Genomic DNA, 22,608 nt, shown 5'->3' with positions numbered 1-22,608 from the left:
TAGGTTGCCCACGTGTTACTCACCCGTCCGCCGCTAACCTTTGGGAGCAAGCTCCCTCTGGTTCGCTCGACTTGCATGTATTAGGCACGCCGCCAGCGTTCATCCTGAGCCAGGATCAAACTCTCCAATAAGAGTATTGATTGCTCAATAGTTTGTTACTTTATAATTAAACGTTGACGCTTGTATTATGTTTAGTTTTCAAAGAACTTGTTTGTCGCCCCGAAGCGACTTTATTAATATATCACATTATCATTATTAAAGTCAATTACTTTTTTAAAATAATAATGCTGAAGGGATAAGACTTTTACTAGTATAAATGCAAAAGGCTTTTTAATCAAGTATTTAATGAAAAATGTTTTTCTACTTCCTATTCAGCAAAAATAAAACCTCCGAATTTGGAAGTGATTAGATAATTTCCTCTACATTAACTTCACGAACCACTTTTAAATCCAAAAATTCATTTTCTTCAATTTTTAGTAAGGGTCTAGTGGGCTGGGATTTATCAATAAACACAATTTCTCCAGTTTGCCCATTTGAGAGTTTTACTTTTGTTCCTATCGATATAATTCCGACACTATTTGTTAAGGCTTCTACTACATTTAAATCTAGTTTACCGAACGATTCCCTTCTCATCTCTTCAAGGACTTCAAAAGGAGACTGGCGGTTACTGTAAGGTCTTTCTGAGGTCATGGCCGAGTACACATCAGCTACTGCAACAATCTTTCCAAATGGATGCAGTCTCTCCCCGGTAACCCCGAGTAGGTAGCCTGTTCCATCAATCCGTTCATGGTGTTGGAGAACTGCTAATTTAACACTATCTTTTATAAGTGGGATCTTTTCAATGATTCGGTAGCTATATAAAGGGTGTTTTTTTACCTCTTTATACTCTCCATAAGTAAGTGACGTAGCCTTTGTTAGAATTTTTGGATCAATTTTAGACATTCCGCAGTCACTAAGTAATCCCGCAATGGCTAGATGATAGCAATCAACAATATTGAATTCCAACCTTTTTCCCAGATATCCAGAGAGCACTCCTACTGTGACAGCATGATGGTACATATAGTCATCTCGGGTTATATATTTATATAATGAGAATATTTCTTTTGGTTGTTCTAGTATTCTTTTAAAGAGGGGGAGTATAATTTGACGTACTTTAGTGATATCCAAGAGAGCCCCCGCTTGCCAGCTTTGAAACAATTGTTTATATTCTCCTACAGATTTGAGATAATCCTCCGCAATCGAGCTTTCCTTTTTTACAACTTCTACTTCTTCTACTATTTCAGTAGGAGTGAAAGGCTCACCATTGATTAAAAATGCTTCAACTTGTACATCTTGAACCAAGAATACGTGAAGTACTTGTATATGTTCATTTGTTAATACTGTGTTTTTAGGAATAATCGGTGTATTTGTTAAAGAAAAAATGTCATCTGAGACAATGCATCCTTCTTGTAACTGGCTTGTCCTTACACGCATTTTAATTCGCCCTCATCTTTCGTTGAATACTGGTACCATTTTACCAAAAAAAGAGAAATACTGCACTTGCAGCATTTCTCTTTTCATAAAGTTTATTCAGTTTCCTCTTCGTTACTTGGTTGTTCATCAGTGACTGTCTCTTCTACAGCCTCTACTGATTCATCTTCAAGTTCCTCTACTTCTTCTTTTTCTACAACTGCAACAGTTGCTACATGTTCATTTTCGTCTAGACGAATGAGCTTAACACCTTGGGTTGTACGGCCAATTTGTGAAATATCATTGATTGACATTCTAATTAAGACACCCGCAGCCGTGATAAGCATAAGGTCATTCTCTTCTGTAACAGCTTTAACCGCGATTACTTTACCGTTCTTTTCGGTAATATTAACAGTTTTGAGCCCCTTACCACCACGGCTTTGGATGCGGTACTCACCTGCTGGTGTACGCTTTCCATAACCATGTTCAGTAACAATTAAGACATCTAGATTGTCTTCTAGTATTTCCATTCCTACTACTTCGTCACCTTCAGAAATGTTAATACCTTTAACACCTGCAGCCGTGCGACCCATAGATCTTACGTCTGATTCAGGGAAACGAATGAGCATACCATCCTTTGTACCAATGATAATGTCTTTCGATCCGTCGGTTAGTCGGACAGAAATAAGTTCGTCACCTTCATGCAAGCCAACAGCTATTAATCCGCCTTTACGAATATTCGCAAATGAAGATAATGGAGTGCGTTTTGAAATACCCTTTCTTGTTGTAAAGAACAAGAACCAATCATCAACTAGTTCAGATACAGGAATAATGGCATTAATCCATTCTTCTTTATCGATTTCTAGTAGGTTAATAATTGGGATTCCTTTTGCTGTCCTACTGAATTCAGGAATTTCATAGCCTTTTAAACGATAGACCTTTCCCTTATTTGTGAAGAATAGGATTGTATCATGGGTTGACGTTGATAGAAGATGTTCGACGAAGTCATCTTCATTTGTTCCCATTCCTTGAATGCCTCGGCCTCCACGCTTTTGACTTCGGTATGTTGAAACTGGAAGACGCTTAATATATCCTTTGTTTGTGAGAGTAATAATGATATTCTCTCTAGGAATTAAGTCTTCATCTTCAATCATTTCAAGCCCGCCTGCTAGAATTTCAGTACGTCTTTTATCATTAAAACGTTCTTTCACTTCTAATAGCTCTTCACGAATAATTTCTAGAACTTTTTCCTCATCCGCCAAAATTGCCTTTAATTCTGCAATTAGTGCAACAAGCTCTTGATATTCCGCTTCAATTTTGTCACGTTCTAAACCTGTTAAACGTTGTAAACGCATATCTAAGATCGCTTGTGCTTGTTTTTCAGATAAGTTAAATCTTGTCATTAAGCCTTCACGAGCGATATCCGTATTTTGTGAGCCACGAATTAACGTAATAATTTCATCGATATGATCCAACGCAATTCGTAAACCTTCTAAAATATGGGCTCTTGCTTCAGCTTTTCGAAGTTCGAATGCTGTTCTGCGTTTAATTACAACAACTTGATGGTCTAAGTAATATTGTAAGCATTGCTTTAAGTTTAGGACTCTTGGATGTCCATTCACTAGTGCTAGCATGTTGATTCCAAAAGTCGTTTGCAATGCAGTATGTTTATATAAATTATTTAAAAGAACATTCGCATTTGCATCTCTTCTAACTTCCATCACGATTCTCATACCATTTCGGTCTGATTCATCACGAAGGTCTGTTATGCCGTCAATTTTTTTATCACGAACTAATTCTGCAATTTTTTCGATTAATTTAGCTTTATTTACTTGGTAAGGAAGTTCTGTTACAAGGATAACTTCCTTGCCATTCTTCATCTCTTCAATTTCAACTTTTGCACGTAAGGTAATGGAGCCTTTTCCAGTTTCATAAGCTTTTCTAATTCCGCTTCTACCAAGAATATGTCCAGCTGTAGGGAAGTCCGGTCCAGGTATGATATCCATTAACTCAGCAATGGTTATCTCGGGATCCTTACTTACTGCTAGAACACCATCAATAACTTCACCTAATTGATGTGGTGGAACATTCGTTGCCATACCTACTGCAATTCCCGCTGCACCATTGACTAAAAGGTTAGGGAAACGAGCAGGAAGAACAGCTGGTTCTTTTTCTGAACCATCATAGTTATCTTGATAATCAATCGTATCCTTATTAATATCACGCAGAAGTTCCATTGATATTTTGGACATACGTGCTTCCGTATAACGCATCGCTGCTGCCGCATCACCATCTACTGAACCAAAGTTTCCATGGCCATCAACAAGCATATAGCGGAAGTTAAAATCCTGTGCCATTCGAACCATCGTATCGTAAACTGCAGAGTCACCGTGTGGGTGGTATTTACCTATTACTTCACCTACGATACGAGCAGATTTCTTATAGGCTTTATCAGATGTCATCCCTAAGTCGTTCATGGCATACAAAATTCTACGGTGAACTGGCTTTAGACCATCACGAACATCTGGTAGGGCACGTGACACAATAACGCTCATCGCATAATCTAGAAATGATGTTCTCATTTCATGGCTAATATTTATCTCGTGAATATGCGAGTTTTGATTTTCAGACATAAAAAGAAACCTCCCTTTATCAGGGGTATAAAATAAATTTGGATTCTTATTTTAACCCATTCAAATATATAACTAAAACACAGGATAGTAACGAAAACGCACAAGGCACTCATTTATCGAAAACAAGCATAAGCATTAGGGCTTACGACTCGGGACGATATACGCCTAGAGCTAGGTTTCAAAACTATCCTGTAACATATCGTTAAACATCCAAGTTTTTCACGTACTTTGCATTCTCTTCAATGAAATTACGTCTAGGTTCAACCTTATCACCCATCAGCATTTCGAATGTTTCGTCTGCCTCAATTGCATCCTGAAGGGTAACCTGAAGCATTGTTCGGTTGTTAGGATCCATTGTGGTTTCCCAAAGTTGTTCAGGATTCATTTCACCAAGACCTTTATATCGTTGGATACCAGGCTTAGGATTACTTGGCAATTCTGCTAAGTATTTCTCTAGCTCGCGGTCATTATATGCGTATTCAACACGTTTACCTTGTTGAATTTTATATAATGGTGGTTGTGCTATATAGATAAATCCATGTTCGATAATCTTGCGCATAAATCGATAAAAGAACGTTAATAATAAAGTCCGAATATGTGCACCGTCTACATCAGCATCTGTCATGATGACGACTTTATGATAACGGGCCTTTGTGATATCAAAATCTTCTCCAATACCCGTTCCTAATGCAGTGATCATTGAACGTACCTCGTTATTGGATAGAATTCGATCAAGTCTTGCTTTCTCAACGTTAAGAATCTTTCCTCTAAGTGGAAGAATCGCCTGGAAATGACGATCACGACCTTGTTTTGCAGAACCACCCGCTGAATCACCCTCAACAATGTAAAGCTCACTAATGGAAGGGTCCTTCGATGAACAATCAGCAAGTTTTCCTGGTAAGCTTGAAACCTCTAGTGCACTTTTCCTTCTTGTTAATTCACGTGCCTTTTTCGCAGCCATTCGTGCTCTGGCCGCCATTGTTCCTTTTTCGACAACTTTACGAGCAACAGACGGATTTTCTAATAGAAAAGCCTCAAATTTCTCTGAGAAGACAGATTCAGTTACTGTCCTTGCTTCACTATTTCCGAGTTTTGTCTTTGTTTGCCCCTCAAATTGTGGATCTGGATGTTTAACAGAGATGATTGCGGTTAACCCTTCACGAACATCATCTCCGGTTAAATTTGCATCATTGTCTTTGAATATATTATTTTTACGTGCATAGTCGTTGATAATCCGTGTTAATGCCGTTTTAAATCCAGATTCATGTGTTCCACCTTCATATGTGTGGATATTATTTGCGAATGAATAAATATTGCTTGTATAGCTATCATTGTATTGAAGGGCAATTTCGATTGAAATTCCTTCTTTTTCCCCTTCGACGAAAACAGGCTCTTCATGAATTACTTCTTTTGTACGGTTGAGATGCTCGACGTATGACTTGATTCCACCTTCGTAATGGTATTCTTTACGTTTATTCTCTTCCCGTTTGTCTTCGATCGTAATTTTAACGCCTCTTGTTAAGAAGGCGAGTTCGCGAAGGCGAGTCGCAAGTGTATCAAAATCATACTCAAGCGTTTCAGTAAAGATTTCACCATCCGGCTTAAAGTGCGTAATTGTACCAGTATGATCCGTTTCACCTATCACTTTTAGTTCAGATGCAACATGGCCACGTTCAAATTCAATTCGGTGAACCTTGCCATCACGGTGAACTTCTACTTCTAAGTTTGTTGAAAGTGCGTTAACAACTGATGCACCAACCCCGTGTAAACCACCTGAAACCTTGTACCCACCGCCGTCAAATTTTCCTCCTGCATGAAGGACAGTCATGATTACTTCAACCGCAGGACGACCCATTTTTTCATGGATACCAACCGGAATTCCACGTCCGTTGTCTATTACAGTGATACTATTATCTTCTTCGATGATGACATTAATCTCGTCACAATAACCCGCCAATGCTTCATCAATACTATTGTCGACAATTTCCCATACTAAATGGTGCAGACCTTTTCCAGAAGTTGAACCAATATACATACCAGGGCGCTTTCTTACTGCCTCTAAACCTTCTAATACCTGTATTTGATTCTCATCATATTCTTGTTGTTGCAATTCTTTTTCTTCCATTGCCACCAATATCACCTACACTTTATATTAACGAAAAAAGAACAAGTTTTGAGTTACTATTATGCTTATATTTCATCTAAAATTGTTTCAAAATCGGAAACATGTTGTGATCGTTTTTTTAATGTACTAGAGGATAAAGGTGAATAATAAACTTTATCAACAGTAACTACGACTGATTTTGTATTCCCATTAGACAATTCTACCACTCTGTCTTTTTGTACATCTAAAAATTCATTAACGATAGAGGAGGATTTTAAAAGCTGTCGATCTAATATCGTAATCACATCTGATGAACGAACCATTACATTGTCTCCCAAATGTATGAACAAACTCATCACCTCATTTAAGCTTTTTTATGAGTCCTGCAGACACTTCATAGGTCGCAGCCTGCTCTAACGTTTCATGATTGATCCCTTCAACGCTCGTTGTTGTAACGAAGGTTTGTACCTTGCCTTGAATTGTATTTAATAAATGCGATTGTCTAAAATCATCCAGTTCCGATAGAACATCATCTAATAATAAAATCGGGTACTCCCCAATTTCTGAATGAATTAATTCTATTTCTGCAAGCTTTAATGATAGGGCGGTCGTACGTTGCTGGCCCTGGGATCCGAATGTTTGAACATCCTTTCCATTCACAAAAAATGCAAGGTCATCCCGATGTGGCCCCGCTAATGTAACGCCTCTTTCAATTTCCCTCTCTTTTATTTTAGCAAATTTTTCGTCATATACATCTACCATTTTCGACAAATCTGCTGTTTCTAATACCTCAATTGAAGGTTTATATTCAATTTGAAGCCGTTCTAGTCCTCTACTGATTCCATGATGAATAGGCTCAGCCCACTTTTGTAATAAAATAAGGAATTCAAATCGTTTTTTAACAATTTTAACGGCCGCTTGAATTAATTGTGAAGTTAAAACATCAAGCATGGTTTGATCATGTTGTCTCTTTGTTTGAAGCTGCTTTAGGTAGTGGTTCCGCTGGTGGAGGATCTTTTGATATTGACTTAGGTCATGCAAATACACTGCAGATACTTGCCCAATTTCCATATCAATAAATCGTCTTCTTATCTGTGGGCTCCCCTTTACAAGATTTAGATCTTCTGGGGCAAACATAACCACGTTCATATTTCCAACATATTGGCTTAGCTTTTGCTGTTCCAAATGATTACTTTTTGCTTTTTTGCCCTTTTTAGAGATAACGAGCTGCAAGGATAAGGGGCCGTTCCGTTTTTGAACCCTACCCTCTATTTTAGCATATTCTTCATCCCAGCGAATCAATTCTTTATCATTTGAGGTCCGATGTGATTTTGCCATCGCTAAAACATAGATAGATTCCATCACATTTGTCTTGCCCTGTGCATTTTCACCTAAGATAACATTAACTTTATCTTCAAATAATATGGATAATTTTTCATAATTACGATAATTCGTCAGTTCTATTTCTTCTATGAACAAATGGACTCACCCTTTGCGCATAAGCGCGAGGGCAATCCCCCGCAGCTTAAGCATTTGATATGACAAACGTTCCAAAGCCAGGAATGTCTACTACATCCTTATTTACTAGCTTTTTACCGCGGCGATTCTCTAGCTCTCCATTTACATAGACTTCATGTTCACCAAGAAACCATTTTGCCATTCCACCTGACTGGATGATATCGGCTAGCTTTAAAAACTGTCCCAATGTAATAAAGTCTGTCGAAACTTGTATTTCTTTCGCCATTTTTTCGCCTTCTTTCTTTTTATTTTACTAAAGAAAATCCAACTAGAAAAGAAAACTACTAGGTTTTTACGACCTAGTAGTTCATTCTTTTCTTAATAAGTACGCACTGGGAGAATCAAATGAAAGACTGTATCGTCATCAAGTGCTTTGATATAGAACGGTCTCATTGCGCCTGTGAAGCTAATACGAATTTCAGAACTTTCCAATGCTTTCAATGCATCCATCATATATTTTGCACTAAAAGAAATCTTTAATTCTTCACCTTCAATGGATTTACTTTGAATTTCTTCATTTACTTTCCCAATTTCTGGGGATATGGACGATATTTCGACCACTCCATCAGGTAAAGTTGTAAATTTAACGACATTATTATTTGCTTCTCTTGCTAGTAGAGAGGCACGATCAATCGATTGTAAAAATTCTTTCGTCGCTAATACGACTTCTGTTTTACTTTCTGTAGGGATTAGTCTAGTCGTATCTGGATAGCTGCCATCTAATAAACGAGAGAAGAATAAAAGATGTTTTGTTTTAAAAAGAACTTGGTTTTCGGTAATGACAATATCAACTAAATCTGTAGTGTCATCAAGAATTTTACTTAATTCATTTAAACTTTTACCTGGAATGACTGCACTATAGGATCCATCATTTTCTGTTTCAATATGTGCTGTTCTCATTGCAAGACGATGACTATCTGTAGCAATACAATTGAGAGTGCTATTTTCAACCTTCCAATTTACACCTGTTAAGATAGGGCGAGTTTCAGAAGTGGAAACAGCAAATACAGTTTGTCGAATCATGTTTTTTAGTAAATCAGCAGGAATTTTAAATCCTTGGTTTCCTTCAATTTGAGGCAACTGTGGATATTCTTCAGCATCAAGTCCGTTTAAGTTAAATTCCGCTTTTCCGGAACGAATAATAGTTAATAAATTTGAATGAACCTCGATTTCTACTGTATCCTTAGGAAGTTTTTTAACAATTTCACTGAAGAAACGAGCTTGTAAAACAATACTTCCAGTTTCTTTAATTTCAACAATTTCATCTCCAGCTTCTTCATTAGGAATAAAAGATTCTATGGAGACATCGGAATCACTACCTGTAAGTGTTACTCCTTCATTTGTTGCAACTATTTTAATCCCTGTTAAGATCGGAATGGTTGTTCGAGAAGATACAGCTTTCATTACATCTTGTACACTTTGAACAAGATGGTCTCTTTGAATAATAAATTTCATCAAAAATCCTCCTAAAGATAGTTCTATTTTTGATTTCGTGTGAATACACTTTTAGTTTATATATATTTATTTTTTAAAAGAAAAATCGTAGAAGTACTAGTAGGTCCTGTGAATATGTGGATAACTGGAAAGAAACAAATGAAAACAGTCTATCCACATGTGGACAGACTGTGCGCAACAACAAAGAAGTTATTCACAGTATTCACGTTACAAGTACTTGTCCAAATTAAAAAGATGAAACCATCAATGTGCATTAGCCCTTTAATTGTGTAATGATTTCATTTATTTGTTTTTGTAATTGAGTGTCTGTATTTAATAATTTTGTGATTTTTTCATGAGCATGAATGACTGTTGTATGGTCACGGCCTCCAAACTCTTCTCCAATTTTAGGCAGTGAGGAATCTGTTAATTCCCTTGATAAATACATCGCAATTTGACGAGGGAATGCAATGGATTTAGTTCGCTTTTTCGCCTTGAAATCCTCAAGTTTTACACTATAATGCTGCCCAACAACCTTTTGAATCTCAAAAATTGTAATTACTTTCGGTCTAGAACTTGGAATGATATCTTTTAAAGCTTCTGCAGCAAGGTCTGCATTTATATCTTTATTTATTAAAGAAGAATATGCAACGATACGAATAAGCGCACCTTCAAGCTCACGAATGTTCGTGTTGATTTGGTTCGCGATATATAGCATAACTTCATTTGGAATATCAAGTCCCTCTGCCTTGGCTTTTTTGCGTAGAATTGCAATTCTTGTTTCAAGGTCAGGTGGGGTAATATCGGTAATTAATCCCCATTCAAAGCGTGAACGAAGACGATCTTCTAAAGTAGGAATCTCCTTAGGCGGTCTATCACTAGAAATGACAATTTGCTTACTTTCCTCATGCAAGGTATTGAACGTATGGAAAAATTCTTCTTGAGTTGATTCTTTTCCAGCTAAAAACTGAATATCATCTATAAGTAAGATGTCGACATTTCTGTATTTATTTCTAAATTCAACCGCTTTGTTATCCCTTATAGAGTTAATGAACTCATTCGTAAATTTCTCAGATGATAAGTAGACAACCTTTGCATTTGGGTTGTGCTCTTGAACATAATGACCAATGGAATGCATTAAATGAGTTTTACCTAATCCAACACCACCATATAAGAAGAGTGGGTTATATGCTTTTGCTGGTGCTTCTGCAACTGCTAAGGATGCAGCATGTGCAAAGCGATTTCCAGAGCCTATTACAAATGTATCAAATGTGTATTTTTGATTGAGCATATTTTGAGAGTGTTCAGCTGGTTCATCGTTTTTCGTAGCCTTTTTCTCAGGTGTTTTCAATTCGAATTCTTCATCTAGCTGATTTTGAGGAATAATAAATTTGATTCCGAGTTCTGCACCGGTTAGATCATATATTGTTTCAGCAATTAGATGCAGATATCTAGATTCTAGCCAATCTCTAGCAAACTCATTGGGAGCAGTAATAATAAGTGTATCGTTCTGTAGGGCATGGGCTTTTGTTGATTTCAGCCATGTCTCGAAGCTCGGCTTGCTTAATTTTTTCTCTATCTCTTGGAGCGCTTTTGCCCATAAATCTGCAATATTCTCCAACAATCTCCCTCCTTTGTTAGTTATTTTGTACCTACCAAGGTAATTAGACGATGTTACGTCTGAAATTTCTTCTACTAATTATGATTAATCGAATGTATAAAAATAAGTCTTTATGCAGTTATTTTTAATCAAATGAATATAAGTTTATAAATATACATACTGGGCTATTTGTGAATAACTATATAATATAGTAGAAAAACATCTTTTCGACATAATCCACTGACTGTGGACAAGTTATTATTCACAATGTGAAAAAATCTGTCCACATGATATCCACATTCTGTGGATAAAAGAAAATTGTTAATAACTTATTACGAGTGAAAACAAAACTATAATATCAAATAATTGCTAGATAATCAATGGTTTTTGAAAACTTATCCACAATATCTATACCTTGTGGAAAATGTTTATCCACAACACAAGATGATGTGTAAAAGTTGTCGATAATTGTTGTGGATTAAAAAAACTGTCGAAAAAAGTTGTCCACAATTAGAAAAGCTGAAACGCCTTGCTCAGAAATGAGGAAACTGGAGGCTTCGACAAAGAGGCGCTTTTTGCCTCTGTAGAAGGAGGTGAAGTTTCCCGAATTTCTAGGCGTTGAAGCTGGACAAGTAGAAAAGAGCAAGGTGCTCGCCAAGAAATGAGAAAATTGGAAGCTCCGACAAAGAGGCGTACTTTGCCTCTACCAGAGGAGATGAAATTTCTCGAGTTTCTAGCCGCTGGAGCTGGACAAGTAGAAAAAGTGGAAGTGGCTTGCCTAGAAATGAAAAATTTGGACCACCAAAATTATCACATCCAGTGGTTAAGTTAGGACTAGTGCGTCAGAAGTTCTGTCTAAGAGGTACATTTTACCTATATAAGGAGGAAGTAATATTTCTAATGGAATTAGACCAATTAGAATTTGAGGGGTAGGGATTTTTAAAAGTGAGGAAATTAGCAAGTAGCAGCTCAAAATCATAATTCCCTTATTCTGAAGAAAAATAAACTATCCAAAATATAGTATTTCAAATAAGGTTGACATTTTTTATAGGTTTTCAATATAATTAGTAAGACTGTCTGATGTATAATTTGAGAGTTAATTCCTCAGGGAGGTGTCATATAAATGAAAAGAACATATCAACCAAGCAAGCGTAAGCACAGCAAAGTTCACGGTTTCCGTAGTCGTATGAGCTCAAAAAACGGACGTAAAGTTCTTGCTCGTCGTCGTCAAAAAGGAAGAAAAGTATTATCAGCATAGGCCACTGAAAGCTCAGTGGTCTTTTTTTCAATAAAAAGGTTTATTTCGATTTTTCTATTGCCCATACTATGGAAAGTGGAAACGACAACTAGACAGAGGGAATAGATCATAGAAATTGAACGTTGTTTCGTCGTACGGGAGTTGTAAAAGATGAAAAAAGAATACCGTATAAAAAAAAATCAAGATTTTCAAACGGTGTTTAAGTCGGGAAAATCTTCGGCTAATCGGCAATTTATCGTTTATGTTTATGAACGGGATGAGCTTGAACATTTTCGCATCGGCTTATCAGTGAGCAAAAAAATTGGAAACGCTGTTACTAGAAACAGAATTAAAAGATTAATTCGCCAATTCTTTCTTGAACACAAAGATCAAGTTCAAATCAAGGATTATGTGATCATTGCCAGGAAGCCGGTTGCTGAGATGAGCTATGCTGAAGTGGAGAAAAGCCTTCTTCATGTATTGAAGGTGGCAAAAGTATTAAAAAAAGTGCAAAAATAGAAGATTTTTTCAAAGGAAAGAAAGAAATTTTCATACAAAGATGTTAGAATACAAAGGAACAGATCGATTTTTCTAAGAATGAATATGTTGAAAAATAGAAGGCATACATATTTACCTTTAGATATTTAATACTAGGAGGAAAAGTAGTTGAAAAGGCGAATATTATTAATAAGTGCGCTAATAGGATTAGTTCTACTACTATCTGGGTGTACCCAGGTTAGTGAACCGATTACCGCAGAAAGCACAGGGTTCTGGAATAAATATTTTGTTTACCCGTTATCCTGGCTTATTACTTATTTTGCAGAACTATTTGGAGAATCAAACTATGGTTTAGCCATTATTATTGTAACTCTTTTAATTCGTTTTGCATTGTTACCATTAATGATTAAACAAACGAAAAGCTCGAAGGCAATGCAGGCTATACAACCTGAGCTTAAAGAACTTCGTGAAAAGTACAGCTCGAAGGACCAAGCTACTCAACAAAAGCTACAACAAGAAACAATGCAGCTATTCCAAAAGCATGGCGTCAATCCATTGGCTGGATGTTTCCCATTATTGATTCAAATGCCAATTTTAATTGGTTTTTACCATGCGATTATGAGAACGAGAGAAATTGCTGAGCATAATTTCCTATGGTTTGATCTTGGAGAATCGGATCCATATTATATTCTTCCTATAGTTGCAGGTGTGACCACATTTATTCAGCAAAAGATTACAATGATGGGGATGGAAAACAATCCTCAAATGGCAATGATGCTATGGTTAATGCCAATTATGATTGTAATCTTTGCATTTCAATTCCCAGCAGCTTTAGCATTATACTGGGTTGTAGGTAATATCTTTATGATTGTTCAAACGATTTTAATTAAAGGTCCAGATATTAGAGCAGCTAAATCTGGAAATGCGGGAGGAGCCAAAAAGTGAAACAAGTAACTGCTACAGGGCAAACCGTCGATGAAGCAGTAGAATCAGCTTTAGCTCAACTTAACACAACTAGAGACCGCACCGATATACAAATCATCGATGAAGGTAAAAAAGGGATATTTGGAATTTTTGGAACGAAGCCAGCTGTTGTTAAAGTAACAGTAAAAGAGGATCCAGTAGAAAAGGCACAGGAGTATTTAGAAAGTGTCGTTCTAACTATGGGGATACCAGCAAAATTGGATGTTACGCGGAATGGAAAGAATGTTACATTCCAACTATCAGGTGAAAAAATGGCGGTTCTTATCGGAAAAAGGGGACAAACTTTAAATTCGCTCCAATATTTGACACAATTGGTAGCAAATCGATTTTCCGATCAATATTTAAATATTATGGTGGATGCTGAAAACTATCGAGGGCGTCGTGAAGAAACCTTGATCCAATTAGCGGAGAGACTTGCAGATAAAGTAAGTCGCACGAAGCAAGATGTGAAGTTGGAACCAATGCCTTCTTATGAAAGAAAAGTCATTCACACAACTCTTGCAAATCATAAAAAGGTTAAGACATCATCAAGTGGATCTGATCCAAATCGACATATCGTGATTTCACCAGTAGAGTAATATAAAAAGAAGCCTAGGCGATTGCCTAGGTTTTTTTGTGCATTTTTACAGGAAGTAGGATTTTTCAAAATGTGGCCTGTTATAGAACACGAATAAAGGTAATTTATTGCGTTTAAGAGCATTCTCTATTATTGTTATTCACATGTGGATAAGATAAAATGGAGTATGGTTTTTGTTTTGGGAAAACTAGGATTTGTTATCCTTGTGGATAAATAGGTAATACTAGTAAAAAAGTGAATGATAAAAGTTATTCACAGGTAAAAAAAATTCATGTTAAAAAGAAGCATTTGGAATGTTGATATAAAGAAGGTGAAGAAATGGAGTTTGATACAATAGCAGCAATTTCAACTCCAATGGGAGAAGGAGCAATTGCGATTGTTCGATTAAGCGGGGATGAAGCAATTGATATTGCAAACCGAGTATTTAAAGGGAAGAATCTAAAAGAGGTCGATTCACATACCATTCATTATGGACATATCGTTGATCCAGATACAAACCAGGTTGTTGAGGAAGTAATGCTTACCTTGATGAGGGGACCAAAGACTTTCACAAGAGAGGATGTAATTGAAATTAACTGCCATGGGGGACTTGTATCGGTTAATCGGGTCTTGCAACTTGTACTTACGAATGGAGCGAGACTAGCTGAGCCAGGAGAGTTTACAAAGCGTGCGTTCTTAAATGGACGCATTGACCTTTCTCAGGCAGAGGCAGTTATGGATTTGATCCGAGCGAAGACTGACCGCGCAATGAATGTTGCAATTGGTCAAATGGAAGGGAGATTATCGACCCTCATTAACCAATTACGTCAGGAATTACTTGAAACATTAGCCCATATTGAAGTTAATATCGATTACCCTGAATATGATGATGTTGAGGAAATGACGCATCACGTCTTGCTGAAAAAAGCGAAACATGTGCGCGATGAAATTATAAAGTTATTAGAAACCTCCAACCAAGGAAAAATTTTACGAGAAGGCTTATCTACTGTTATTATAGGTAGGCCGAATGTAGGGAAGTCATCATTATTAAATAGTCTTGTTCATGAAAACAAGGCCATTGTTACCGATATACCTGGCACAACTCGTGATGTAATTGAGGAATACGTAAATGTTCGAGGTGTTCCACTACGTCTTGTTGATACAGCTGGAATCCGTGAAACAGAGGATATTGTTGAACGGATTGGTGTAGAGCGTTCCCGAGAGGTACTGAAAAAAGCTGATCTAATATTACTTGTTTTAAACTATGGAGAAGAGCTTACAGAAGAGGACGAGCGTTTATTTGAGGCTATTTCAGGTATGGAAACAATAGTGATCGTCAATAAAACAGACCTTCCACAAAAAATTAATATGGAGAAGGTTAAGGAACTTGTTAAAGACAATCCAGTCGTAACAACCTCTTTACTTGAAGAAAAAGGGGTAGATGCTTTAGAAAAAGCTATTTCATCATTGTTTTTTACTGGAACTGTTGAAGCAAATGATTTAACATATGTTTCTAACTCCCGCCATATTGCTTTGCTAACACAAGCGAAAAAGTCAATTGAGGATGCCATCTCAGGGACAGAATCGGATCTACCAATTGATATGGTTCAAATTGATTTAACAAGAACCTGGGAGCTGTTAGGGGAAATTATTGGAGATGCTGTTCATGAAAGTCTAATTAATCAGCTATTCTCACAATTTTGTTTAGGCAAATAGAAAATAAATTAGAGTTCAAAAGGACGTTGAAAAGGACCAAAGAGTTCGAGGCGACGCAGTTTTGAGTAGCCGAGCGAGGCAACTCCTTGAGTTAACATCCTTCCAGCCTTGCGCCGAGGGATTGACTTCAAGAATAAACGAGTAGACGCAAGCGCATAACCCAGATATTCAACATTTTCTCGGAGCAATTTTTGAAGAAATTCGATGTGTCACTTTTAGCCGACTTTTTGAACATCCTTAAAGAGGAGGAAATTAAATTGAGCTATGATGCCGGATATTACGATGTCGTCGTGATCGGTGCTGGTCATGCAGGATGTGAAGCAGGCTTAGCTTCAGCGCGATTAGGTGCAAAAACACTTGTTTTAACAATCAACCTAGATATGGTTGCGTTTATGCCATGTAATCCCTCTATAGGTGGACCTGCAAAAGGGACGGTTGTCCGTGAAATTGATGCCTTGGGCGGAGAAATGGCGAAAAATATCGATAAAACTCATATTCAGATGAGAATGCTTAACACTGGAAAAGGTCCTGCAGTGCGTGCGTTACGTGCTCAGGCAGACAAGTTTTCTTATCAGCATGAAATGAAAAAAACATTAGAAAATGAACAGAATTTAACTCTTGTTCAAGGGATGGTTGAACGTTTAATTGTTGAGGATGACGTATGTAAAGGTGTTGTTACCAATACGGGTGCAGAATATCGTGCAAATACAGTTGTCATTACAACAGGTACATTTTTACGGGGTGAAATCATCCTTGGTGAATTAAAGTATTCAAGTGGCCCAAATAACCAGCAACCGTCTATTAAGTTATCAGAGCATCTTGAGGAGTTAGGTTTTAATTTAGTTCGTTTTAAAACGGGAACACCGCCAAGGGTAAATAGTCATACGATTGATTATAGTAAAACAGAAATTCAACCTGGTGATGAAACACCAAGAGCATTTTCTTATGAAACGACTAAATACATTACCGATCAGCTTCCATGCTGGTTAACATATACAAGTGAAGAAACACATCAGATTATTGATGCTAACCTGCATCGTTCACCCATGTATTCTGGCATGATTAAAGGTACAGGACCACGTTATTGTCCTTCGATTGAGGATAAAGTTGTTCGTTTCCATGATAAGCCTAGACATCAAATCTTTCTTGAGCCAGAAGGTAGAAATACTCAGGAAGTCTATGTACAGGGACTATCTACAAGCTTACCTGAGGATGTTCAACATCGTTTAATCGCATCTGTCCCAGGACTTGAAAATGCACAAATGATGAGACCAGGATATGCGATTGAATACGATGCAATTGTACCTACACAACTATGGCCAACACTAGAAACAAAAAAAATTAAAAACCTCTATACAGCGGGTCAAATAAATGGAACCTCTGGATATGAGGAAGCTGCAGCACAAGGAATCATGGCCGGTATTAATGCAGGACGCCGCGCTCTTGGCAAAGATGAAGTTATTTTAAGTCGTTCAGATGCCTATATTGGCGTACTTATTGATGATTTAGTAACAAAAGGCACTGCTGAGCCTTATCGTTTATTAACTTCTCGTGCCGAATATCGTTTACTTCTTCGTCATGACAATGCAGATTTGCGATTGACGGAGCTAGGTCATGAGATTGGCTTAATTCCTGAAGAACGATTCCAATTGTTCCTGAATAAAAAGACAGCTATTCAACAAGAGATGGAGCGTCTCCAAGGGGTTAGAATTAAACCAACCGAGGAAGTACAAGAATTAATCCGCTCTGTTGGTGGAAGTGAACTAAAGGATGGAATTTTAGCAAGTGATTTGCTAAAACGTCCAGAAATGACATATGATCATATACGCAAATTGGCTCCAAGCGAGCAAGAGATTCACCCTGATGTTGCGGAACAAATTGAAATTCAAATCAAGTATGAAGGGTATATTCAAAAATCCTTGCAGCAAGTTGACAAACTTAAACGAATGGAAGATAAGAAAATTCCAGAAAACATTGATTATGATGCAATCTCTGGCTTAGCTAATGAAGCGAGAGCAAATTTAAAGGAAGTACACCCTCTATCTATTGCTCAAGCTTCAAGGATTTCAGGTGTAAATCCTGCTGATATTTCCATTTTACTCGTATATCTTGAGCAAGGAAAAATTGCTCGCGTAAATTAACTAGGAGAGAAAGAAATGGACACTTCATTATTTACAACTATGTTGGAAGAGAAGGGGATATCCCTTTCTCCAACCCAACTTAATCAGTTTGAAACGTATTACAACTTGTTAGTGGAATGGAATGAAAAAATGAACCTTACGGCGATTACAGATAAGCCAGAGGTGTATTTAAAACATTTTTTTGATTCTGTTTCTGCCGCATTTTATTTTGATTTTTCCAAAGAAGCTTCAATCTGTGATGTCGGAGCGGGTGCTGGATTTCCAAGCATCCCACTTAAAATTTGCTTTCCGCATCTAAAAATTTCAATAGTGGATTCACTACAAAAGCGAATAACGTTTCTAGAGGAGCTTTCGAAGGCATTACAGCTAGAAAATATGACATTCTATCACGATCGTGCTGAAACCTTTGGGCAGAAGCAAGATATTAGAGAGACTTTTGATATTGTGATGGCAAGAGCAGTTGCTAGAATGTCTGTGTTAAGTGAACTATGCTTGCCTCTTGTGAAAGTAGATGGGACATTTATTGCGATGAAAGCAGCTTCTGTTGCAGAGGAACTAGAGGATGGCAAGAAAGCTATCACTACACTAGGTGGTCAAGTAAGAGATGTACATCACTTTTTATTACCTATTGAAAAAAGTGACCGAAATATTGTGATTATCGATAAGAAAAAACCAACACCAAAAAAATACCCACGTAAACCGGGAACACCAAATCGTTCACCAATTAAATAATCTATTGGTGAACCTTTTTTTACATTGTAAATTTGTTTCAACATGAATTAGTAGAAAGATAGTAAGATTTTTGCAGAATCCGTGTTATAATAGAAGGAATGAGAGAGAAAATAGAGAATTATTAACTTTATTCAGCAGAATACTCTACTTATCTAAGTGTGGAATGTATGTACGGTATAACGTTTACGTGAGGCGTTCAATCATTGGCTAAATAAAGTTAAGCCTCCGGCGTATGCCACGATTTTACATTGGGAATTTTTCGAGCAGAAAGATTAAAGACTAAGAGAGCCATATCTTGTGGTAATGTCTTTATGACCCACCGCGTGTGGGCCTAAAAATCTGGCGCAAATACGCCAAGGCGCATTTGATTAGTGGGAGTTCTAAGGGGTGGTGGAATTATGAGGCATCCATTTTCACGATTATTTAGCATCGGTGAAAAAGATGACAAACAACAAACGAATCAAGAACAGGTGGTAGAAACACAACTACAAGATTCAATAGAAGATGAAGAAGAAACACACCTGAATGAAGAAGTTCGACAAATTCCGATAAATGAAATTGTTCCAAACCGATATCAACCAAGAACTGTTTTTGCAGAGGATAAGATTAGAGAACTAGCATTAACCATACGTACTCATGGGATTATTCAACCAATTGTTGTTCGACAATTTGCTGATAATCAATATGAAATCATCGCTGGTGAGCGACGTTGGAGAGCCGTCCAAACGCTAGAATGGGAGACTATTCCAGCCATTATAAAGGAGTTCAATGATGCAGAAACTGCATCCGTTGCATTGATCGAGAACTTGCAACGTGAGGAACTATCAGCCATTGAAGAAGCGTATGCTTATGCTAGATTAATAGAATTACATAATCTTACACAGGAAGCGTTAGCTCAACGATTAGGGAAAGGTCAATCAACAATCGCTAATAAGTTGCGTTTATTAAAGTTGCCTGAAGAAGTCCAACAGGTACTCATGCAGAAGAAGCTTACAGAGCGGCATGCTAGAGCTTTGATTCCTCTCAAGGATCCAGAAAAGCAAATCAAGCTTATGCATGATATTATTGAAAAAGAGCTGAATGTAAAGCAAACAGAGGACCGTGTCGATAAAATCCTTGAATTAGAAAAGGAGAAGAAGCGACCAAAGCCAAAATTTAAAGCAGTAAGCCGTGATATGAGAATTGCGATGAACACGATTCGTCAATCATTAACCATGGTTGAAGAGAGTGGTGTCTCTTTAAATACTGAAGAAGAAGAATTCGACGACTTTTATCAATTTACAATCCGAATTCCTAAAAATAAATAGACTGTGTTCTTTCCTTGCCTAAACAGGTGAGGAATTTTTTTAGTTCTATGAGACTATTTTCAGTGGAAACGATTAAAATACATTCTATTTGTCATAGGAAATGTTTCACGTGAAACATTTTTGACTGTTTTTTTGTCAAAAAAAGATAAACCATATCATTTTTTCGTGATAGAATAGAAAAAGTGATACTATTATAAAGACCTCACTTTGTGAAAAAATAGTAGGATAGTAGAAAGTAGGTGACATCGTGGGGAAAATCATCTCAATTGCTAACCAAAAGGGTGGAGTAGGTAAAACAACTACTTCTGTTAACCTTAGTGCTTGCTTAGCCTATGTGGGTAAGCGGGTTTTACTTGTTGATATTGACCCTCAAGGGAATGCAACAAGTGGCTGCGGCATAGAAAAGGCGAATATAGATCAGTGCATTTATGATGTGCTTGTTGATGATGTTGAGGCAAAAAATGTAACGGTTCCAACGACAGTTGAAAACTTATATATGATTCCGGCAACAATCCAATTGGCTGGTGCCGAAATTGAACTAGTGCCAACGATTTCTCGCGAAGTTCGTCTAAAAAGAGCATTAGAAGAAGTGCAAGATCAATATGACTATATTATTATAGACTGTCCACCATCATTAGGATTGTTAACATTAAATGCATTAACAGCTTCAGATACTGTGATCATTCCAGTTCAATGTGAGTATTATGCACTTGAAGGACTTAGTCAGCTATTAAATACAATCCGCCTGGTTCAGAAACACCTCAATAAAGAATTAATGATTGATGGAGTTCTTTTGACCATGTTAGATGCAAGAACTAATTTAGGTATTCAGGTCATTGAAGAAGTGAAAAAGTATTTTCAAGATAAAGTATATAAAACGATTATTCCTAGAAACATCCGTTTAAGTGAAGCTCCAAGTCATGGGGAACCAATTATCATCTACGATCCGAAGTCTAGAGGTGCTGAAGTATACTTAGATCTTGCAAAGGAAGTGATTGTGAATGGCTAAAGGGTTAGGTAAAGGTATCAATGCTTTATTTTCCACCTCGATGGAAGTGGGGAATGAAGAGGTTGTACAAGAAGTTAAAGTAACTCAATTACGTACGAATCCATATCAACCAAGAAAAACATTTGCGCCTGAGGCAATTACTGAATTAAAAGAGTCAATTCTTACACATGGGATATTACAACCTATTATTGTTCGAAAAACCATTAAAGGATTTGAAATTGTGGCCGGCGAAAGACGTTTCCGTGCTGCAAAAGAAGCAAAATTTAATACAGTTCCTGTTGTTGTTCGTGAGTTAAATGAGCAACAAATGATGGAAATTGCATTACTTGAAAATTTACAACGTGAGGATTTAACACCAATTGAAGAGGCTTTTGCTTACCAATCCTTACTTGATCATTTAAAAATTACTCAAGAGCAGCTTGCGAAAAGATTAGGAAAAAGCAGACCGCATATTGCGAATCACCTTCGTCTTCTATCTCTTCCAAAACATGTCCAAGATTTAATTTCTGAAGGAAGATTATCTATGGGACATGGACGCACATTACTAGGACTGAAAAAGAAAGAAAAGTTAAATGCAGTTGTTGAAAAAGTGATTGCAGAGGAGCTTAATGTTCGTCAATTAGAAGCCTTGATTAGCGAAATTAATCAAAATGTTCCACGTGAAACACCTAAACCGCCAAAAAAGGAAAAAGATATCTTTATCAAAGAACAAGAATCTTTCCTTCGTGAGCGATTTGGTACATCTGTTTCGATTAAACAAAGCAAGAAAAAAGGAAAAATTGAAATCGAATTCTTCTCGAATGAAGACCTTGAAAGAATTCTTGAATTGCTAGATTCACCAAAAATCTCATAGGGCTTTTAGCAAACCTGCACGTCTTGTTTTATTGATGATATAACTGGACTGTGCAGCGTTTTTTTATTATATAAAAAAGAAAATAGGGGAAATGGAAATTGGTTCTATTAGGGACGGTAGTAAACGGATTGTGTATAATTGTTGGGACCTTATTAGGAAAGGTATTGCACCGGATTCCAGATAAAATAAAAGCAACTGTAATGCAAGCGATTGGACTTGCTGTTTGTTTGCTAGGTATCCAAATGGGGCTAAAAAGTGAACAATTTCTAATTGTCATCTTTAGTTTAGTGTTTGGGGGCATTCTTGGCGAATGGTGGGGACTAGAAGATAAATTAAATCAATTAGGAGCTTGGATTGAAAAGAAGGTAGGTTCATCATCTGATGAAGGTACGATTGCAAAGGGTTTTGTAACAGCTACCTTAATATTTGTCATTGGTGCAATGGCCATCATTGGCGCACTTGACAGTGGTTTGCGTCATGACCATCGTATCCTTTATACAAAGTCAATCATAGATGGATTTACTAGTTTAATATTATCAACAACTTTAGGGATTGGTGTATTATTCTCTGCAGTTCCTGTTATTCTGTATCAAGGTGCAATTGCACTATTTGCTACACAAATTGATAAATTTATTCCGACCGAAGTGATGGATGCGTTTATTGTCGAAATGACGGGTACGGGTGGCTTAATGATTGTCGCAATTGGTACCAATTTGATAGGAATTACCAATATCCGTGTTGCAAATCTATTACCTGGTATTCTTGTTGTAGCTATCCTCGTAACAGTAGTGTATTATTGGAATTCAATTTTGTTCTTTGCACAAGGTCTATTTTAAA

General features: G+C 37.0%; 20 protein-coding genes and 1 rRNA gene. 12 read left to right on the top strand and 9 right to left on the bottom strand.

What is annotated here, in order from left to right; translation table 11 throughout:
• From AC6CHV_RS17580 to dnaA, 9 genes are all read right to left on the bottom strand, one after another.
• A 16S ribosomal RNA gene (locus AC6CHV_RS17580) occupies window positions 1–131 on the bottom strand; the annotation flags it as partial.
• A gap of 274 nt (window positions 132–405) precedes the next feature.
• Window positions 406–1,473 carry an HD-GYP domain-containing protein gene (locus tag AC6CHV_RS17575; protein ID WP_341329553.1) on the bottom strand — a complete coding sequence of 356 codons (1,068 nt, stop codon included), beginning with the start codon at window positions 1,471–1,473 and terminating at the stop codon, window positions 406–408.
• A gap of 92 nt (window positions 1,474–1,565) precedes the next feature.
• A complete protein-coding gene (gene gyrA / locus AC6CHV_RS17570) occupies window positions 1,566–4,082 on the bottom strand; it encodes a DNA gyrase subunit A (RefSeq protein WP_341329552.1) in 2,517 nt (838 codons plus the stop codon).
• A gap of 202 nt (window positions 4,083–4,284) precedes the next feature.
• Window positions 4,285–6,207, bottom strand: coding sequence for a DNA topoisomerase (ATP-hydrolyzing) subunit B (gene gyrB / locus AC6CHV_RS17565; RefSeq protein ID WP_498079319.1), 1,923 nt, complete (start codon window positions 6,205–6,207; stop codon window positions 4,285–4,287).
• A gap of 65 nt (window positions 6,208–6,272) precedes the next feature.
• Window positions 6,273–6,536, bottom strand: a complete 264-nt coding sequence (gene remB / locus AC6CHV_RS17560) for an extracellular matrix regulator RemB (protein WP_165918236.1) — start codon at window positions 6,534–6,536, stop codon at window positions 6,273–6,275.
• Between the two features lie 10 nt (window positions 6,537–6,546).
• Complete coding sequence (recF, locus tag AC6CHV_RS17555; protein ID WP_121448214.1) at window positions 6,547–7,665, bottom strand: DNA replication/repair protein RecF; 1,119 nt, start codon at window positions 7,663–7,665, stop codon at window positions 6,547–6,549.
• A 46-nt stretch (window positions 7,666–7,711) separates the two neighbouring features.
• The gene (gene yaaA / locus AC6CHV_RS17550; protein ID WP_341329551.1) at window positions 7,712–7,930 is read right to left on the bottom strand and encodes a S4 domain-containing protein YaaA; all 219 of its coding nucleotides are present in this window, start codon (window positions 7,928–7,930) and stop codon (window positions 7,712–7,714) included.
• Window positions 7,931–8,022: 92 nt separating this feature from the next.
• Entirely contained in the window at window positions 8,023–9,159 is a 1,137-nt protein-coding gene (dnaN, locus tag AC6CHV_RS17545; RefSeq protein WP_498079317.1) for a DNA polymerase III subunit beta, read from the bottom strand.
• Window positions 9,160–9,412: 253 nt separating this feature from the next.
• On the bottom strand, window positions 9,413–10,759 hold the full coding sequence (gene dnaA, locus AC6CHV_RS17540; RefSeq protein ID WP_440274144.1) for a chromosomal replication initiator protein DnaA: 1,347 nt from the start codon (window positions 10,757–10,759) through the stop codon (window positions 9,413–9,415).
• A 640-nt stretch (window positions 10,760–11,399) separates the two neighbouring features.
• On the opposite strand from dnaA, the gene AC6CHV_RS17535 reads away from it, so the two are divergent.
• The 12 genes from AC6CHV_RS17535 (at window position 11,400) to AC6CHV_RS17480 (ending at window position 22,607) form a co-directional block, all read left to right on the top strand.
• Window positions 11,400–11,570 (top strand): hypothetical protein, encoded by a 171-nt coding sequence (locus AC6CHV_RS17535; RefSeq protein ID WP_498079316.1) that lies wholly within the window; start codon window positions 11,400–11,402, stop codon window positions 11,568–11,570.
• A 291-nt stretch (window positions 11,571–11,861) separates the two neighbouring features.
• Window positions 11,862–11,996, top strand: a complete 135-nt coding sequence (rpmH, locus tag AC6CHV_RS17530; protein ID WP_057997955.1) for a 50S ribosomal protein L34 — start codon at window positions 11,862–11,864, stop codon at window positions 11,994–11,996.
• Window positions 11,997–12,146: 150 nt separating this feature from the next.
• Entirely contained in the window at window positions 12,147–12,494 is a 348-nt protein-coding gene (gene rnpA, locus AC6CHV_RS17525; protein ID WP_099360698.1) for a ribonuclease P protein component, read from the top strand.
• Window positions 12,495–12,641: 147 nt separating this feature from the next.
• Entirely contained in the window at window positions 12,642–13,418 is a 777-nt protein-coding gene (gene spoIIIJ, locus AC6CHV_RS17520; RefSeq protein WP_498079315.1) for a YidC family membrane integrase SpoIIIJ, read from the top strand.
• Window positions 13,415–14,035, top strand: a complete 621-nt coding sequence (jag, locus tag AC6CHV_RS17515) for an RNA-binding cell elongation regulator Jag/EloR (RefSeq protein WP_440274147.1) — start codon at window positions 13,415–13,417, stop codon at window positions 14,033–14,035. Before spoIIIJ ends, jag begins: the two co-directional genes overlap by 4 nt.
• Before the next feature lie 317 nt (window positions 14,036–14,352).
• Window positions 14,353–15,729, top strand: coding sequence for a tRNA uridine-5-carboxymethylaminomethyl(34) synthesis GTPase MnmE (gene mnmE, locus AC6CHV_RS17510; protein ID WP_341333450.1), 1,377 nt, complete (start codon window positions 14,353–14,355; stop codon window positions 15,727–15,729).
• A 257-nt stretch (window positions 15,730–15,986) separates the two neighbouring features.
• Complete coding sequence (gene mnmG / locus AC6CHV_RS17505) at window positions 15,987–17,870, top strand: tRNA uridine-5-carboxymethylaminomethyl(34) synthesis enzyme MnmG (protein ID WP_498079314.1); 1,884 nt, start codon at window positions 15,987–15,989, stop codon at window positions 17,868–17,870.
• A 15-nt stretch (window positions 17,871–17,885) separates the two neighbouring features.
• Complete coding sequence (gene rsmG / locus AC6CHV_RS17500; RefSeq protein ID WP_440274150.1) at window positions 17,886–18,602, top strand: 16S rRNA (guanine(527)-N(7))-methyltransferase RsmG; 717 nt, start codon at window positions 17,886–17,888, stop codon at window positions 18,600–18,602.
• A 398-nt stretch (window positions 18,603–19,000) separates the two neighbouring features.
• Window positions 19,001–19,909, top strand: coding sequence for a nucleoid occlusion protein (gene noc / locus AC6CHV_RS17495; protein WP_121448204.1), 909 nt, complete (start codon window positions 19,001–19,003; stop codon window positions 19,907–19,909).
• A 247-nt stretch (window positions 19,910–20,156) separates the two neighbouring features.
• Complete coding sequence (locus tag AC6CHV_RS17490) at window positions 20,157–20,918, top strand: ParA family protein (protein ID WP_099360704.1); 762 nt, start codon at window positions 20,157–20,159, stop codon at window positions 20,916–20,918.
• Window positions 20,911–21,771: a ParB/RepB/Spo0J family partition protein gene (locus tag AC6CHV_RS17485; RefSeq protein ID WP_341333447.1), complete on the top strand. Its 861-nt coding sequence runs from the start codon at window positions 20,911–20,913 to the stop codon at window positions 21,769–21,771. Before AC6CHV_RS17490 ends, AC6CHV_RS17485 begins: the two co-directional genes overlap by 8 nt.
• A gap of 98 nt (window positions 21,772–21,869) precedes the next feature.
• Window positions 21,870–22,607, top strand: coding sequence for a DUF554 domain-containing protein (locus tag AC6CHV_RS17480; RefSeq protein WP_440274151.1), 738 nt, complete (start codon window positions 21,870–21,872; stop codon window positions 22,605–22,607).
• Window position 22,608 lies beyond the last annotated feature (1 nt).

The organism is Ferdinandcohnia sp. GQ5, assembly GCF_059759275.1.
The sequence above is the reverse complement of the archived record's forward strand: the minus strand, read 5'-3'. Positions and strand labels throughout refer to the sequence as shown.